This window comes from Modestobacter marinus (assembly GCF_011758655.1).
In the GTDB taxonomy this organism is placed as follows: Bacteria; Actinomycetota; Actinomycetes; order Mycobacteriales; family Geodermatophilaceae; genus Modestobacter; species Modestobacter marinus.
The window spans coordinates 1782457-1797767 of the sequence record NZ_JAAMPA010000001.1; the positions used below are offsets into that span (position 1 = coordinate 1782457).

At 75.5% G+C, this 15311-nt stretch carries 17 protein-coding genes; 7 read left to right on the top strand and 10 right to left on the bottom strand.

The features are described 5' to 3' along the window. Window positions 1-18: 18 nt before the first annotated feature. Both FB380_RS08420 and FB380_RS08425 read right to left on the bottom strand, forming a co-directional pair. Complete coding sequence (locus FB380_RS08420; protein WP_166754682.1) at window positions 19-1041, bottom strand: 1-phosphofructokinase family hexose kinase; 1023 nt, start codon at window positions 1039-1041, stop codon at window positions 19-21. Beyond that, window positions 1038-1805, bottom strand: a complete 768-nt coding sequence (locus FB380_RS08425; protein WP_166756149.1) for a DeoR/GlpR family DNA-binding transcription regulator — start codon at window positions 1803-1805, stop codon at window positions 1038-1040. Before FB380_RS08425 ends, FB380_RS08420 begins: the two co-directional genes overlap by 4 nt. A 226-nt stretch (window positions 1806-2031) precedes the next feature. On the opposite strand from FB380_RS08425, the gene FB380_RS08430 reads away from it, so the two are divergent. The 3 genes from FB380_RS08430 to FB380_RS08440 all read left to right on the top strand — a co-directional run bounded on the left by FB380_RS08430 (window position 2032) and on the right by FB380_RS08440 (window position 6464). Next, window positions 2032-3747, top strand: a complete 1716-nt coding sequence (locus tag FB380_RS08430; protein WP_166754683.1) for a putative PEP-binding protein — start codon at window positions 2032-2034, stop codon at window positions 3745-3747. A 306-nt stretch (window positions 3748-4053) separates the two neighbouring features. Continuing rightward, a complete protein-coding gene (locus FB380_RS08435; protein ID WP_166754684.1) occupies window positions 4054-4209 on the top strand; it encodes a hypothetical protein in 156 nt (51 codons plus the stop codon). Window positions 4210-4451: 242 nt separating this feature from the next. Continuing rightward, the gene (locus tag FB380_RS08440) at window positions 4452-6464 is read left to right on the top strand and encodes a GGDEF domain-containing protein (protein ID WP_229681820.1); all 2013 of its coding nucleotides are present in this window, start codon (window positions 4452-4454) and stop codon (window positions 6462-6464) included. A gap of 7 nt (window positions 6465-6471) precedes the next feature. Here the strand turns inward: FB380_RS08440 and FB380_RS08445 are convergent, their stop codons facing one another. Both FB380_RS08445 and FB380_RS08450 read right to left on the bottom strand, forming a co-directional pair. Further along, on the bottom strand, window positions 6472-7311 hold the full coding sequence (locus tag FB380_RS08445) for a tyrosine-protein phosphatase (protein ID WP_166754686.1): 840 nt from the start codon (window positions 7309-7311) through the stop codon (window positions 6472-6474). An 18-nt stretch (window positions 7312-7329) separates the two neighbouring features. Further along, window positions 7330-8247, bottom strand: a complete 918-nt coding sequence (locus FB380_RS08450) for a 3-methyladenine DNA glycosylase (RefSeq protein ID WP_229681821.1) — start codon at window positions 8245-8247, stop codon at window positions 7330-7332. 178 nt (window positions 8248-8425) lie between these two features. Here FB380_RS08450 and FB380_RS08455 point away from each other — a divergent pair, with 178 nt between their 5' ends. Genes FB380_RS08455 through FB380_RS08470 form a run of 4 tightly spaced genes read left to right on the top strand, consistent with a single transcriptional unit; the run spans window position 8426 to window position 12116 of the window. After that, on the top strand, window positions 8426-9379 hold the full coding sequence (locus tag FB380_RS08455) for an ABC transporter ATP-binding protein (protein ID WP_229681822.1): 954 nt from the start codon (window positions 8426-8428) through the stop codon (window positions 9377-9379). Between the two features lie 26 nt (window positions 9380-9405). Then, entirely contained in the window at window positions 9406-10224 is an 819-nt protein-coding gene (locus tag FB380_RS08460; RefSeq protein WP_166754687.1) for an ABC transporter permease, read from the top strand. Window positions 10225-10266: 42 nt separating this feature from the next. Continuing rightward, the gene (locus FB380_RS25925; protein ID WP_166754688.1) at window positions 10267-11514 is read left to right on the top strand and encodes a sensor histidine kinase; all 1248 of its coding nucleotides are present in this window, start codon (window positions 10267-10269) and stop codon (window positions 11512-11514) included. Then, window positions 11511-12116 (top strand): response regulator transcription factor, encoded by a 606-nt coding sequence (locus tag FB380_RS08470; RefSeq protein WP_166754689.1) that lies wholly within the window; start codon window positions 11511-11513, stop codon window positions 12114-12116. Before FB380_RS25925 ends, FB380_RS08470 begins: the two co-directional genes overlap by 4 nt. Before the next feature lie 42 nt (window positions 12117-12158). Here the strand turns inward: FB380_RS08470 and FB380_RS08475 are convergent, their stop codons facing one another. The 6 genes from FB380_RS08475 to FB380_RS08500 all read right to left on the bottom strand — a co-directional run bounded on the left by FB380_RS08475 (window position 12159) and on the right by FB380_RS08500 (window position 15308). Continuing rightward, the gene (locus FB380_RS08475) at window positions 12159-12338 is read right to left on the bottom strand and encodes a hypothetical protein (protein ID WP_166754690.1); all 180 of its coding nucleotides are present in this window, start codon (window positions 12336-12338) and stop codon (window positions 12159-12161) included. A gap of 22 nt (window positions 12339-12360) precedes the next feature. After that, window positions 12361-12594: a hypothetical protein gene (locus FB380_RS08480; RefSeq protein ID WP_166753291.1), complete on the bottom strand. Its 234-nt coding sequence runs from the start codon at window positions 12592-12594 to the stop codon at window positions 12361-12363. A 207-nt stretch (window positions 12595-12801) separates the two neighbouring features. Beyond that, on the bottom strand, window positions 12802-12957 hold the full coding sequence (locus FB380_RS08485; protein ID WP_166754691.1) for a hypothetical protein: 156 nt from the start codon (window positions 12955-12957) through the stop codon (window positions 12802-12804). Between the two features lie 45 nt (window positions 12958-13002). Beyond that, entirely contained in the window at window positions 13003-13425 is a 423-nt protein-coding gene (locus FB380_RS08490; RefSeq protein ID WP_166754692.1) for a hypothetical protein, read from the bottom strand. Between the two features lie 47 nt (window positions 13426-13472). After that, window positions 13473-14099, bottom strand: coding sequence for a TetR/AcrR family transcriptional regulator (locus FB380_RS08495; protein ID WP_166754693.1), 627 nt, complete (start codon window positions 14097-14099; stop codon window positions 13473-13475). 327 nt (window positions 14100-14426) lie between these two features. Then, complete coding sequence (locus tag FB380_RS08500) at window positions 14427-15308, bottom strand: metal ABC transporter permease (RefSeq protein ID WP_229681823.1); 882 nt, start codon at window positions 15306-15308, stop codon at window positions 14427-14429. Between the last annotated feature and the right edge of the window lie 3 nt (window positions 15309-15311).

Consider the following 15311-nt stretch of genomic DNA (forward strand, 5'->3'; position numbering starts at 1 on the left):
GCGGTCTCCCGGTGTTCTTCAGGGGGCGCCGGTGGCCGGGACGGCCGCGGCGGGAGTCGGGTGGCCGGGCAGGCCGGCGGTGACGGTGACGCCGGCGGGGTCCACCTGCGCGGGCGTGGGCACGGCGGAGCCGGGCAGGGCGGCGCTGGCGGCTCCGTAGGCCACCGCCGAGCGGAGCCGGTCGGCCGGCGCCGCGCCGGCGAGGTCGGCCAGCAGGTACCCGGCCAGGCTGCAGTCGCCGGCGCCGACCGTGCTGCGGACGGTGACCCGCGGCGGGCGGGCCGACCAGACCTGCCCGTCGGCGGTGGACAGGACGGCCCCGTCGGCGCCGAGGGTGAGCAGCACCTCGGCCACGCCCCGCTGGTGGAGGGTGGCGACCGCGGCCAGCGCCGCCTCGGGGTCGGCGGTCACGGCCTCCTCGGGCACGCCGGCCAGCTGGGCCAGCTCCTCGGTGTTGGGCTTGAGCAGGTCGGGGGCCGACTCCGGGCCGGCGGCCAGCAGCGCCAGCAGCGGTGCCTCGGAGGTGTCGACGGCGATGCGTGCGCCGGTGCGGCGGAGTGCGCGGACGAGCGTGGCGTACCAGTCGCGCGGCGCCCCCGGGGGCAGCGAGCCGGACAGCACGACCCAGCTGGCGGTGGCGGCGTGCTCCAGCAGCGCGCGCTGCAGGGCGGCCAGCGCCGGCTCGTCCAGCCGGGGGCCGGGCTCGTTGAGCTTGGTCGTCGTCCCGTCGGGCTCGGTGAGCGTGTAGTTGGTGCGCACCGGGGTGTCGATGGGCACGCTGGCCAGGGTCAGGCCCAGCTCGTGCAGGGCCGACACCATCGGGTCGTCGTCGGCCGCGGGGAGGACCGAGACGACCGCAGCGCCCGCCGCCGCCACGGCGCGGGAGACGTTGACCCCCTTGCCGCCGGGTTCGGTGTGGCTGCCGCCCAGCCGGGTCACCGCGCCGCGGTCCAGCGGACCGGGCAGGTCCAGCGTCCGGTCCAGGCTCGGGTTGGCGGTCAGCGTGACCACCCGCCCGCCCGGTGCGGAGTCCGTCCTCATGCGACGAGCACCTCGATCCCCTGCGACTCGAGCTCGGCGACGACGGCCGGGTCGGCCTCGTCGTCGGTGACCAGGACGTCGACGTCCTCGATGGCCGCGAAGCGCACCAGGTGCTCGCGGCCGAGCTTGCTGCTGTCGCCGAGCACCACGACCCGCTGGCCGGCGCGGGTCATCGCCCGCTTGACCGCGGCCTCGGCCTCGTCGGGGGTGGTGAAGCCGTACCCCGCGCTGATCCCGTTGGTGCCCAGGAAGACGACGTCGGCCCGCAGGTCGGTGAGCGCGGCGACGGTGGACTCCCCGACGGCGGACTGGGTGATCCCGCGGACCCGCCCGCCGAGCACGTGCAGCGCGATGCCGGGCGAGCCGGAGAGCCGGGCCGCGATCGGCACCGAGTTGGTGGCGGTGACCAGGGGCCGGTCGCCGGGCAGCAGCTCGGCCAGGGCCGCGGTGGAGCTGCCGCCGTCCAGGATCAGGCTGCCGTTGGCGGGCGGCAGGAGGGCGAGCGCCGCGGTGGCGATGCGGCGCTTGGCCTCGATCCGCGTGCCGCGGCGCTCCCCGAGCGCGGGCTCCACCACGGTCAGCGTGCCGAGGGGGACGGCGCCGCCGTGCACCCGGCGCAGCATCCCGGCCCGCTCGAGGACGGCGAGGTCGCGGCGGACCGTCTCGGTGGTCACGCCGAAGTGCTCGGCGACCGCGGTGACGGCGACCCGGCCCCGCTGCGTGACCAGGCCGGCGATCGCCTGCTGACGCTCCTCTGCGTACATGCTCACCCCCGGGTCATGCTGTATCGCCACATCGGGCGAATGCCCGAACGTGTTGATATTGCTTTGGTTCCATGTTGTTCTACGTGGGATCAGTTGACAAGTCAAGGGGAGCTGGTGACTCTGGTCACCAGATGCATCATCGTCGTTGCGTCGTCCCCAGTCACCCGCGACGGAGCTCGTCCGGCCGGGCGCACCCCGCCCGTTCCGAGCAGACAGTGAGGCCCCGATGTCCAGCACGCCGACCGGCACCCGGATCCCCCCGGACGTCCTGACGGAGGCGACCGTCTTCACCGGCACGCCGGTGGTCCCCGGCGTGGCCGCCGGCCCGGTGGTGCGCCCGGTCGGGTCCGTCGAACTCCCCCCTGCCGACGGTCCGGTCGTCCCGGAGGCGCAGCGCGCCGCCGAGAAGGAACGGTTCACCACGGCCGCCGACGCGGTCGCCGAGCGGCTGGCCGCCCGGGCGGCAGCGGCGACCGGGGTGAGCGCCGAGGTGCTCAACACGACGGCCCAGCTGGCCCGCGACCGGGGCCTGCTGTCGGCCGTGGAGCAGCGCATCGGCGACGGCTCCTCGGCCGAGGCCGCCACGGTGGGCGCCGCCGCGCAGTTCGTCGACCTCTTCGTCAGCCTGGGCGGCGTCATGGCCGAGCGGGCCACCGACGTGCGCGACGTCCGGGACCGGATCGTCGCCGAGCTCACCGGCCAGGGGGAGCCGGGCGTGCCCGCGCCCGAGACCCCCTCGGTGCTGCTCGCCGACGACCTGGCGCCGGCCGACACCGCCGGCCTGGACCCGACTCGGATCGTCGCGCTGGCCACCCGGCTCGGCGGGGCGACGAGCCACACCGCGATCATCGCCCGCCAGCTCGGCCTGCCCTGCGTGGTGGGCGTCGGCGGGCTCTCCGAGGTCCCCGAGGGCGCGATGGTGCTCGTCGACGGCGAGCAGGGCACCGTCACCGTCGACCCCGACCCGGAGGAGGCCCGCGCCCGGGTGGCCGCCGCGCAGGAGGCCGCCGCGGCGCTCGCCGGGTACCGCGGGCCCGGCACGACCCGCGACGGCCACCGCGTCCAGGTGCTGGCCAACGTGCAGGACGGCGCCGGGGCGCGGGGCGCCGCGGCGGCGCACGCCGAGGGGGTCGGCCTGCTCCGCACCGAGCTCGCCTTCTTCGGCCGCACCGAGGAGCCCACCGTCGAGGAGCAGGCCGAGATCTACGCCGGTGTCTTCGCGGCCTTCCCCGGTGGCAAGGTCGTGCTCCGGACGCTGGACGCGGGCTCGGACAAGCCGCTGCCCTTCGCCACCCCGCCGGACGAGGCGAACCCGGCCCTCGGCGTCCGGGGGCTGCGCACCGCCCGTCGCGACCCCGGCCTGCTGACCCACCAGCTGGACGCCGTCGCCCAGGCCGCCCGCAGCACCGGTGCCGCGCCGTGGGTGATGGCCCCCATGGTGGCCACCGTCGCCGAGGCCGCGGAGTTCGCCGCCCAGGTGCGGGAGCGGGGCATGGTGCCGGGCGTCATGGTCGAGGTGCCGTCGGTCGCCGTGCTCGCCGACCGGTTCCTGGAGCACCTGGACTTCCTGTCGATCGGCACCAACGACCTGTCGCAGTACACGCTCGCCGCCGACCGGCTCTCCGCCGACCTGGCCGACCTGACCGACCCGTGGCAGCCCGCGCTGCTGGCGCTGGTGGCTGCGACGGCGGCGGCCGGGCAGCGGGCCGGGAAGCCGGTGGGGGTGTGTGGCGAGGCGGCCGCCGACCCGCTGCTCGCCTGCGTGCTGGTGGGCATGGGCATCTCCTCGCTGTCCTGCGCCGCCTCGTCGGTGGCCGGGGTGGGGGCGCGGCTGGCGACGGTGGACCTGGCCACCTGCCAGCGCGCTGCGGAGGTCGCGCTCGCCGCGGCCGACCCCCAGTCCGCCCGCGCGGCCGCGCGCGAGGTGCTCGCCGCCGGCTGAAGGAGACCCCTCGGCTCGAGCCTGAGCCGGGGGAGGAGGACACCCGCGCCCCGTCGGTCGAACGTGACCGGCGGGGCGTCGGCGTCTCCGCGCACACCGATCACCCTCCAGACGTGACCGACTGCACTGCGTAGGTGCTGGACAAGTGACGCGGAGGTGACGGATCCATGGCCAGCACCCCCTCCGAGTGAGGAATCCGTCGGAAGCTTCAGCGACACGACCTTGGATCCGTTGGAATATCAGCCGCTGCGCCTGGTTTAATCCAGGCGTAACACCCACTCAGGACTACCGGAAGAAGGCAGTGACATGAGCAGCGTGACCTCCAGCTGGCGTCAGCGTCGGCAGGCGTCGCGTACGCGGCGGGCAGTGGATGCCGCCGTCGCCCGCACCAGCAGCCCCGCGATGCGCGACGAGCTGCTGACCCTGGCCAACAGCAGCCAGTTCACCAACGTCCTGCGCTGAACCACCCCCCGCCGTCGACGACGACGGCGGACGCAGGCACGCACCGTGACCCCGGACTCCCCATGGGAGCCGGGGTCCTCTGCGTCGTGGGCCCACCCCGGGTGGGTGATCTCGGCGGGAGAGCGCAACAGGGCAGGCGTCCGGTCGCCGATGCAGACCGCATGACCACGTCGGGGACCGCGCCGGGGGACGGGCCGGGGCAGGCCGGGCCTTCGTCGGCGAGAGAGACGTCGCCGGCCACGATGAGTGCCCTCCTGACCTACGTGCGAGCGCAGGGCGGCGAGGACGCGGTGACGGAGACGCTGTGCAGAGCGGGCGTCGCGGCGTCGCCGGCAGAGCTGACGGACCCCGCCCGCTGGGTCGGGTACGACGTCCGGATCCGCCTCTTCGACGCGGCCACGACGGTGCTCGGTGACCCGTTCGCCCTGTTCCACGTCGGCGCGAACGCGCTGGTCTCCGGCCTGCCGCCGTCCGTCGTCCTCCTGCTCCGCGCCATGGGCTCCCCGCTGCAGGTCTACCGGCGGTTGCCGACGGCGGTCCCCAAGTTCACCACCACCTCGACCATGCGAGTGCTGGAGTCGAGGGCCGGCCACGCCACGTTGAGCTATCGACTGCACGACGGGTACGTGCACTCGCGGCTGGACTGCCAGTACGCCCAGGGCCTGCTGACCGTGGTGCCCACCGTCTTCGGTCTCCCCGCCGCCCGGCTGGTGCACGACGAGTGCGAGGCCGACGGGTACCCGGCCTGCGTCTACCACCTGCGCTGGGACCGCTCCCGACGCCGGATCCGGCGCCACCGCAACGGCGCCACCGAGCTGGAGCTCACCGCGCTGCGCGGCCAGCTGAGCAACCTGCAGTCCGCGGCTGCCGAGCTGGTCGGCAGTCAGGACCTGCACACGGTCCTCCACCGGATCGTCACGCGCGCCGCCGAGGCCGTCCTCGCGCCGGCCTACGTCCTCGCCCTCCGCGATCGGGACGGGGGACCGGCGCACGTCTACAGCTCCGGGCTGCCGGCCGACCAGGCGCAGGCGCTCGGCGAGCGGCTGCTCGCCGGGGAGGACATCGGCCCGGGCGCAGTGGTCGTCGACGTGGCCTCCGCGCGCCGGTCGCACGGCTGTCTCGCCGCCCTGCACCGGCCCGGCCACGGGGGGCTGCACGGGGAGCGCGCCCTGCTCGCCGCCTACGCGGGCCACGCCGCGGCGGCACTGGACCTGCTGTCGGCGCTGGAGGAGTCGCGGCTGCAGGCCCGCCGGGCAGCGACCCTGCTCGGATTGGCGCACGAACTGGCCGCGGCGGAGAGCGCGGTGCAGGTGTGCGAGGTCGTCGCCGCGGCCCTGCCGCGGGTCATCGGCTGCACCAGTGCCTCGGTGATGACCTGGGACGCCGCCACGCAGTGCCTCCGCGCCTGCGCCGCCGTCGGCATGGACGACGCACGCCGCGACCTGTTCCTCAGCACGCCGTTGGACGCCGGTCTCCTGCCCGAGGTGAGCGGGATCGTCGCCGACCGGACGCCACTGGTCATCACCGGCGAGCACGCCAGCCCCGCGATGCAGCAGGTCTTCGAGGTGCTGCAGTTGTCGGATGCCGTCGCCGTCCCGCTGATCGCCGGGAGCACCTTCCTGGGCGTGGCGACGGCCAGCTGGGACGACGGCGCCACGACGCCCCGCCTGGACGGGGACCTGGTCGCCCGGCTGCGCGGTGTGGGTGACCAGGCGGCGACCGCGCTGCAGAAGGCGCAGCTGCTCGAGGCCGTGCACCACCAGGCGCACCACGACCCGCTCACCGGGCTGCCCAACCGCTCGCTCTTCTCGCGACGGCTGGGCGACGAGCTCACCCGGGCCGGCTCGACGGCGACGTTGGCCGTGCTCTTCTGCGACCTGGACCGCTTCAAGCAGGTCAACGACACGCTCGGCCACGCCGCGGGGGACGAGCTGTTGCGCCAGGTCGCCGAGCGGTTGCAGGGCGCCGTCCGGCCAGGGGACACGGTCGGCCGGCTCAGCGGCGACGAGTTCGCCCTGATCCTCCCGGACGTCGCGGACCGTGCCGACGCCGACCAGCTGGCCCAGCGGGTCACCGAGTGCTTCGCAACGCCCTTCCGCCTCGACGGGCGCGACGTCCCGGTGACCGCGAGCGTCGGCGTCGCCGTGCACGTCGGGTCCGCCGGTGGAGGCCTGCCGGACGACCTGCTCCGTGCGGCCGATGAGTCCATGTACCGGCGCAAGGCACGCAGCCGCGCGGGCGCACCCGCCGGCTGAGCCAGGCTCAGTTGCGGAGGCGGGACCTCAGGGCGGCCTGCTCGTCGGCGCCGAAGCCGTGCTGCTCCAGCCAGCCGACCGGGCCACCCCAGCGCTCGTCGAGCAGCTCCAGCACCCGCCGCATCGACTCCGCCCGCGGGGTGTGGCTGGCGACGTCGCGCCGGGTCATGTCCTCGGCGTAGGTGGGGCTGCTGGCCAGCTTGGCGACGAGCGCGTCGATGACCTCGGCGGTCTGCGCGTAGTCGGCGATGATCGCCTCCGGGGTCACGTCGGCCACCGCGAGCGCCAGCGCACAGATCACGCCGGTGCGGTCCTTGCCCGCGGCGCAGTGCACCACCGCCGCGCCCCGGCCACCGGCGGCCAGCGAGCGGAGCGCAGCGAGCACGTTGTCCGTGCCGTCGGTCAGGTAGCCGAGGTAGGAGCGGACGGCGGGCGGCTCCCCCTCGTCCCCGGGGGCGACCTGGCGGGGGAGCACCGACTCCGCCCAGTCGGCCGGCAGCTGAGCCCAGATCTCCTCGTCGGTCTCCTCCGCGGCGAAGACGTCGGTGCGCCGGCCCCGCTCCGGCAGCAGGGTGAAGTGCCGGTGCGTGACCGCGTCGACGTCCCGCAGCGGGCTGCGGCCCTCCAGCAGGATCTCGGCGGTGGTCCGCAGGTCGACGACCTCGGTCAGCCCCACCTCCTCCACCAGCGCGGCGACGTCGGCCTCGCTGAGGGTCTGCAGGTTGTCGCTGCGCAGGACCCGCCCGAACTGCGTCGTCCCGCCGTCAGTGGTGGGCAGCCCGCCCAGGTCACGGGTGTTCGTCGTCCCGTCCAGGTGCAGCCAGCGGTCGGTGCGGGTGGAGGTCACGCCCTCGACCGTACGACGTCAGGCCGGCGCCAGCAGCTCCCGGCACACCGCCAGCAGCCGATCCCGCAGCACCGCCCCGCGGTCGGCGAACGCGCGCTGGGCGGCGCCGTACTCGGCCTTGCCCTCCGGCGTCTCCACCGCCACCGGGGCGTACCCGTGGCCGGTCAGGTCGTAGGGCGAGGCGCGCATGTCCAGCTCGCGGACGTCGGCGGCGAGGGCGAAGCAGTCGGCCAGCAGCTCCCCGGGCACCGCCGGGCTGAGCTTGTAGGCCCACTTGTAGAGGTCCATCGTGGCGTGCAGGCAGCCCGGCTGCTCCAGCTGCTGCTGGGTGTCCCGGGTGGGCCGGAGGGTGTTGCGCGGCTCGGCGGCGCGGGTGAAGAACCGGAACGCGTCGATGTGGCTGCACTGCACCCGGTGGGACTCGACGACGGCGTCGGTGCCGGCTTGCCCCAGCCGCAGCGGCAGCGGGTGGCGCACCTCGCCGTCCTCGGGGCGGTAGAGCATCGCCCACTCGTGCATCCCGAAGCAGCCGAACTGGCCCGGGCGGCCGGCGGTGCCGCGGAGCAGCCCCTCGATCCAGCCGACCGACGTCCGCCGCTTGGCCAGGAACGCCGGCACGTCCAGCCCGACCCCGCGCACCCGCTCGCCCGCGGCGTCCCGGACCTCGACCTCGGCGTGGAACGGCCAGCTCGCCCGCTCCGTGGCGGCTGCACCGGTCAGGACGACGCCGACCCCGGGGTGCCACCGGCGCAACCGGCCCGGCGTCTCGGAGTAGTAGGTGAAGAGGAAGTCCAGCACCGGGTGGGCGACACCGGTGCGGCGCCGCTGCTGGTGGGGGTCCAGCCAGACGTCCATCCGCCGCTGGTGGGCCGCGGCCCGGGCCGTCCACCCCGCCTCCGGCAGCACCACCGGCGCGGGGACGAGCAGCGGGAGCACCGGCCCAGGGTAGGCGCGCGCACCGCCGACCCCTGACACCTGTCACCGCCCGTCCGTGCACCCGCGGGGAGAAGTCGTGCACCCAGGCACCTGTGCCGGCCGTTGACCGGCGGCACCGTGAGGGTGCGTCCGACAGACCGGCCCGACGGCGGCCGGCGGCGCACCGAGGAGGTCGACCGTGCACCCCAGCGCCCCGTCCGTGCTCCCATCCGCGACCGTCGAGGCCGCTCCGGCGATCGAGGTCCGCGACCTGCGGCGCAGCTACGGCGACTTCGAGGCGGTGCGGGGCATCTCCTTCGAGGTCCAGCCGGGTGAGGTCTTCGCCCTGCTCGGCGTCAACGGGGCCGGCAAGACCTCGGCGCTGGAGGTGCTCGAGGGGCTCGCGCCGGCCGGCGGCGGCACCGTGCGGGTGCTCGGCGCCGACCCGGTGCGCGAGCGGACCCGGGTGCGGCCGCACCTGGGCGTGCTGCTGCAGTCCAGCGGCCTGCCCGGCGACCTCACCGTGGCCGAGACCCTGCAGATCTGGGCCGGCACCCTGACCGACCCGCGGCCGGTGCCCGAGGCGCTGGCGCAGGTCCAGCTGGCCCACCGGGCCGACGTCCGGGTGCGCAGCCTCTCCGGCGGCGAGCGTCGGCGGCTGGACCTCGCGCTGGCCCTGCTGGGCCGGCCCCGCGTCGTGGTGCTGGACGAGCCGACGACCGGCCTGGACCCGGAGAGCCGGCGACAGGTGTGGGGGCTGGTCCGCGGCCTGGTCGCCGACGGTGCCGCCGTGGTGCTCACCACCCACCACCTGGAGGAGGCCGAGGAGCTCGCCGACCGGGTGGCCGTGCTGCGGGCCGGGCAGATCGTGCTCTCGGGCACGAAGGAGGAGATCGCCGAGACCCAGCCGGCCACCATCCGCTTCACCCTCGACGAGGACGCGCCCGCGCTGCCACAGGTGGCCGGGGTGCAGGTGGTCGCGCAGCGTCCGCGGGTCGAGTGGCACACCCGCGCGCTGCAGCCGGTGCTGGGTGAGCTGCTCGCCTGGGCGGCGGCGCACCACGTCGTCCTCCGGGCCCTGGACGCCCGCGCCGCCTCGCTGGAGCAGGCCTTCCTCGCCGTGGCCGCCGAGGCCCGCACCCCGTCCGCGTGACCCATCCAGCCGAGAGGACCCCCGCCATGACCACCACCCACGCCCCTGCCCCGCCCACCTCGACAGCCCCGAGCCGGCTGCGCCGCGTCGCCGCCCTGGCCGGCGGCGAGCTGCGGCTGTTCCTGCGCAACCGGACCGCCGTGGTCAACTCGGGCCTGCTGCCGCTGCTCCTGGTGGCCGCGGTGCCGGCGCTCGGCATCGACGGCGAGCTGCCGCTGGGGCCGCAGCTGCTGGTCGCCGCCGTCGGCGTGACCCTGGTCTTCGTCACCTACTACAACCTGGTGATCACCTTCGTGGCCCGGCGTGAGGAGCTGGTGCTGCAGCGCATGCGCACCGGCGAGCTGACCGGGCTGGAGGTGCTGCTGGGCACCGCCGTCCCGACCCTGCTGGTCGCGCTCGGCCAGATCGTCCTGGTCGTCGTCGGCGTCGTGGTGCTGGGGGAGTGGAGCGCGCCGGTGGAGTACCTGCTGCCGGTGGTCGCGCTGCTCGGCGGTGCCGTGCTGATGGCCGTGCTCGCGGCGGCGAGCACGAGCTTCACCCGGTCGGCCGAGAGCGCCCAGGTCACCACCTTGCCGCTGGTCGTCGCGACCTCGGCGCTGTCCGGCCTGCTCACCCCGCTCAGCGTCTTCCCCGAGCCGGTCGCCCTGGTGGCCCGGCTGATGCCGGTCACCCCGGTGGTCGAACTGCTGCAGCTCGGGCTGGCCGGCGTCACCTGGGACGGCGACCGCGTGGACGCCGCGGGCGCCTGGGCTGCCGCGCCGCTGCCGCTGGCCGTGCTGGCCGGCTGGCTGCTGATCGGGACGGTGGCCGCCGCCCGGGGGTTCCGGTGGGCCCCCCGCCGGTGAGCCCCCCCGCCGGTGAGCCCCCCGCCGGTGAGCCCCGCGCCGGTGAGCACCGCGCGGATCGGCCGGTACGGCAGCATGACCGCCGTGCCGACCGTCTCGCGCTGGTGGGTCAGCCGGACGGCGCCCCAGCGGATCGACCTGTACACGCGGTGGTCCTTCTACGGCTGGATCGGCGCCGGCCTGCCGCTGTTCACCTTCGCCGTCCTGGGCTCGGTGGCCGAGGTGGTCTCCCGGGCCGCGGTCGTCGCCTTCCTCGTCGGCACGGCGGTCACCACCGTCCTCGCCGTCGTGCTGGCCGCCCGCGGACTGGAGGCCCACCGGGTCGGTCGGGCAGTGTCGCCGGTCCTCGTCGTGGCCGCCTTCGGCGCCGCCCTGGCCACCGGAGCGGCGGGGCTCTGGGCGTGCGCAGGCGACGGGGAGTACACCGAAGGGGCGCCGTGGTCGCTGGCGCTGTCCCTGGGCATGGTCCTCACCGCCTGCTCGACGGTCTGGGCCACCCGTTGGCTCGCGGCCCCGGCCGCGGTGATCGGCGCACTGGGCGGTGTCGCAGCGCTCGTCGAGGGGGCCCCGCTGGGTCCGTCAGCCGCGCTGGCCGCCGTGCTCGGCCTGACGGTCTACGCCGTCGCCCTGGCCTTCCGGTTCTCCGTGTGGGTGCTCGACGTGGTGCTGGAGATGGAGCGCACCCGCGGCGTGCAGCTGCAGCTCGCGGTCGCGGAGGAGCGGCTGCGGTTCTCCCGCGACCTGCACGACGTCATGGGCCGCAACCTCTCCGCGATCGCGGTGAAGAGCCAGCTGGCCGGGGAGCTCGTGCGCCGGTCCCGGCCGGAGGCGGCCGACGAGGTCGCCGACATCAGCCGGATCGCCGAGGAGTCGCTGCGGGAGGTCCGCGAGGTGGTCCGGGGCTACCGCAGCACCGACCTCACCGGCGAGCTGGCCGGCGCACGCTCGGTGCTGCGCGCGGCCGGCGCGACGGTCACGGTGCGCGGCGAGGACGGCGCCGGCGCGTTGCCCGAGCCGGTGCAGGCGGCGCTGGGCTGGGTGGTGCGCGAGGCGGTCACCAACGTGCTGCGGCACAGCGAGGCCGGTGAGTGCACGATCGCGCTGGACGAGACGGACGGGGAGGTGCGCTTGACGGTGGGCAACGACGGGGTCACCGGCGAGCCGGGCACGGGCAACGGGCTCACCGGCCTGCGCGAGCGGCTGAGCGCCGCCGGCGGGACGCTGGAGGCCGGCCGGGACGGCGACCGGTTCACCCTGACCGCCACGCTGCCCACCGGGGTCCCGGCGTGATCCGGCTGCTGCTCGCCGACGACGAGAACCTGGTCCGCTCCGCCTTCGCCGCGCTGTTGGGCCTGGAGGACGACCTCGAGGTGGTCGCCCAGGCCTCCTCCGGCGCCGAGGCGCTCGCGATGGCCCGGGCGTACACCCCGGACGTCGCCGTCCTGGACCTGCAGATGCCCGACCGGGACGGGATCAGCGTGGCCGGCGAGCTCGCCACGCTGCTGCCCGGGTGCGGGCTGGTCATCGTCACCGGTCACGGCCGGCCGGGGCACCTCAAGCGGGCGCTGGAGGCCGGCGTCCGGGGCTTCCTGCCCAAGACGGTGAGCGCGGCGGTGCTCAGCGACGTGGTGCGCACCGTGCACCGGGGCGGGCGCTACGTCGACCCCGAGCTGGCCGCAGAGGCGATCAGCGCCGGGGACAGCCCGTTGACCCCGCGCGAGGCCGACGTCCTGGAGCTGGCCGCCGGGGGTGCGCCGGTGGAGGAGATCGCCGTCCGGGCGCACCTGTCGCCGGGGACGGTGCGCAACCACCTGTCCGCGGCGTCGGCGAAGCTCGGGGCACCGAACCGGCACGCCGCCGTGGAGGCAGCGCGCCGGCACGGCTGGATCTAGCCCCTACGGCCCCGCCCAGGCGCGGGGAGGGCGGGTCCTTGCTCAGTCGTTGCCGGGGCGGGCGACCGAGTCCTCGCGCTGGGCGTCGTCGTCGGTGAGCAGGACGGTGTCCTTCTCCCCGCCGTCCCCGCGGTCGTGACCGGGGGTGCCGTCGACCAGGTCGCCCTCGGGGTCGGAGGTGGCGGGGGAGTCGTGGTAGCCGCTGCTGGTGGGTTCGGTCATGGGGTGCCTCTCGGTCAGGGGTTCAGGACGGGTCGGCGCGCTGCGCCAGGGAGGGCTCGGTGGAGGTGCGCTCCGGCTGGAGGTCGTCGCTGTCCGCGTCGCGTTCCAGCGCGGCGTCCCGGGTCAGCGGGACGCCGTCGCGGGTGCCGGTCTCCTCCGTGTCCTCGGCGCCGGTGCCCAGGTCGCTGTTGTCGCCCGTCCCGGACGCCGTGGGCACGTCCTGCTGGATGCGGCCGCTGCCGCCGGTCTCGCTCATCGCGGTCTCCTCGCGTGGACGTCGGTCCCCCGCCCATGCCCGCGATCCCCGGGCCGCATGCACCGCCGGCCGGCCCGGCCCCACGCCGCGGAGGGAGGGGCCGGTGCTCGAGACGCCGAGGTGGTCCGACGACCAGGGGACGGCACGCCCCACCGCGCCGGCGGGTCGCCCCGCCGGCGCGGTGGTCGTCGGGTGCGCAGCGCCGGGTCAGGTCCCGCGGTGGGCGTCGGGCTCGGTCTCCGGGGGCGGGTAGACGGGGCCGGCCATGCCGTCGGCGTCGTCGTCGCCACGCGTCGGGGAGGCGGCGCCGCCCAGCGGCTCGACGTCCCGGTCGTCCTGCGGCTCCTGCGGTGCGCTGGTCATGCGCCGAGTCTCGTGCGCCCCGGCCCCGCGGGCGAGCCGGGCGGGTCAGTCGTCCAGGACCGGGCCGGCCTCGTGGCGGGGGTGGCCGGCGGTCCGCTCCCGCTGCTTCATCCGGGCCTCGAAGACGTGCCGCTCACCGTCGGCGAGCTCGTCGCGGGCGCGCTGGTCGAGGGCGCGGAACGTGGACCAGTAGTTCGCGTCGTAGTCCTCGACGACCTGGAAGGTCCACCGGTCGGCGATCACGTTGCGGCCGACGAGGTCCCGGTCGAGGTCGTCGGCCAGCTTCGTGTGCCCGGCGTCGCGGAGGCCGGCCACGGCGTCCTGCAGGAGGAGGTCGGCCTTGCCGGTCAGCTGGTGGAAGCCGTACAGCAGGCCGCGGGCCTGCTCGACGGTCTCCAGGGACTCCGAGAGCTTGCCGAGGGCGGCGACGGTGGCGTCGTCCAGGTCCGGACGCGAGCGGTCGGTCATGGGACCAGTCTGTCCCGTCCACCCCGCCGCGGCGCGGCGCGGCGGGTTCAGGCGGCGACGGCGGCGTCGATGAGCTGCTCGGCCAGCCGGCGGCCGTGCGAGGCGGGCCCGTCGGGACCGAGCAGGCCGCCGGAGAGGTACATCCCGTCGATGATCAGGTGGACCTGCGCGGCGAGGTCGTCGCCGCCGCCGGGGATCAGCTGGTCGGCCAGGCCCTCGAGCCGGGAGTGCAGCTCGAACTTGTAGTCGGCGGCCGCGCTGCGGGCGGGGTGCTGGGGGTCGTCGTACTCGCTGCTGACGTTGGTGAAGGGGCAGCCGCGGAAACCGACGCTGGTGACGTCGGACTCGACGGCGTCGACCACCGAGAGGAGGGCGGCACGCGGGTCGTCCCGGTGCTCGTCCAGCTCGGCGTCGATGGAGGCCAGGACGGTGGCGGCCTTGCGCGAGAGGTAGGCGCCGACCAGGTCGTCCTTGCTCTTGAAGAGCCGGTAGACCGTCATCTTGCCCAGGCCGGTCTCCCGGACCAGCTCGTCCATCCCCACGCTGCGGGAACTGCGCGCCGAGAAGAGACGCTCGGCGGTGTCCAGGACGATCTCCTGCCGCTCCGCGCGGGAACGACGGGCCGGCATGGCGCCGTCCTCAGGTGCGTGGAGGGAGAGGGCTGCGGCGGTCACGGTCCGATCGTGCAGCACATCGTGACGGAGCGGTTCGCGGCACGCCGGGGCGGGCAGGCCCCTGACCAGCACGTCCGGGGCGGGAGGGGCGGTCAGCGACGGCGGGGGACCGTGAGACTCCTGTGACTCTCCGCGAGGAGCCCCGGTCAGGCGCGGCGGGTCCGCCGGGGGTTGGCCAGCATCCGGACGACCGCCTGGTGCGGCGTCTGCTGGTCGTCGTGGGTGGTCGTCTCGTCCGGCTGCCGGTCGTCGTCGTGCATGCCCTCCACCTTCCCCACCGGACGGGCGTGGGAACACCCCCGGACGGGTGGCGCACGGAGACGTCGGTCACCCGGCCCGGTCGGGGACCAGTCCCGACACGTCCAGCACCGGGCTGGTGGTCTCCCGCGGCGCCCGGGCCCGGGAGAAGGGCAGGGTGACCGCCCAGCTGAGCACGGCGAGCGTGGTGACGAAGAAGCTCGGCGGCAGGTTGACCATCGCCGAGAGCACCAGGCCGAACCACACGCTGCCCAGGGCGATGGCCACGGCGATCGCGGCCACCAGCCCGGGCCGGGCGGTGATCCGCAGCGCCGCCGCGGCCGGCGTCACCACGAGCGCGAACAGCAGCAGCGTGCCGACCACCTGCACGGCCATCGTGATGGTCAGCGCGAGCAGGACGACGAAGGCCACCCCCAGGGCCCGGACCGGGATCCCCCGCGCCTCGGCCACGGTCGGGTCCACGGAGGCGAAGACGAGGGGCCGGGCGATGACCGCGAGCACGCCGACCACGAGCAGGGTGAACCCGCCGAAGACCCACAGCTGGTCGGTGGAGATGGCCAGCAGGTTGCCGAACAGCACGGTGGTGGTGGCGCTGGCGTTGGCCGTGGCCAGCGAGGCGAACAGCACGCCGAGGCCGGTGGCGAAGGCGAGGATCGTGCCGGTGGCCACCTCCCGGTCGGCCACCCGCTTGCCGAAGACGCCGATCAGCAGCCCGCCGCCGACGCAGAACACGGCCAGGCCCAGGGTCACCGGTGCGCCGATCAGGATGGCGCCGGTCGCGCCCGGGAAACCGATGTGGGCCAGGGCGTGGGCGGCGAAGGCGTTCTGCCGGGTGACGACGAACCAGCCCATCAGGCCCGCGGCCAGCGCGACCATCGAGCCGCCGAGGAGGGCGTGCTGCATGAACGTGGTCTGCAGCACCTGCAGCCAGTTCTCCTGGAAGGTGACCACGGC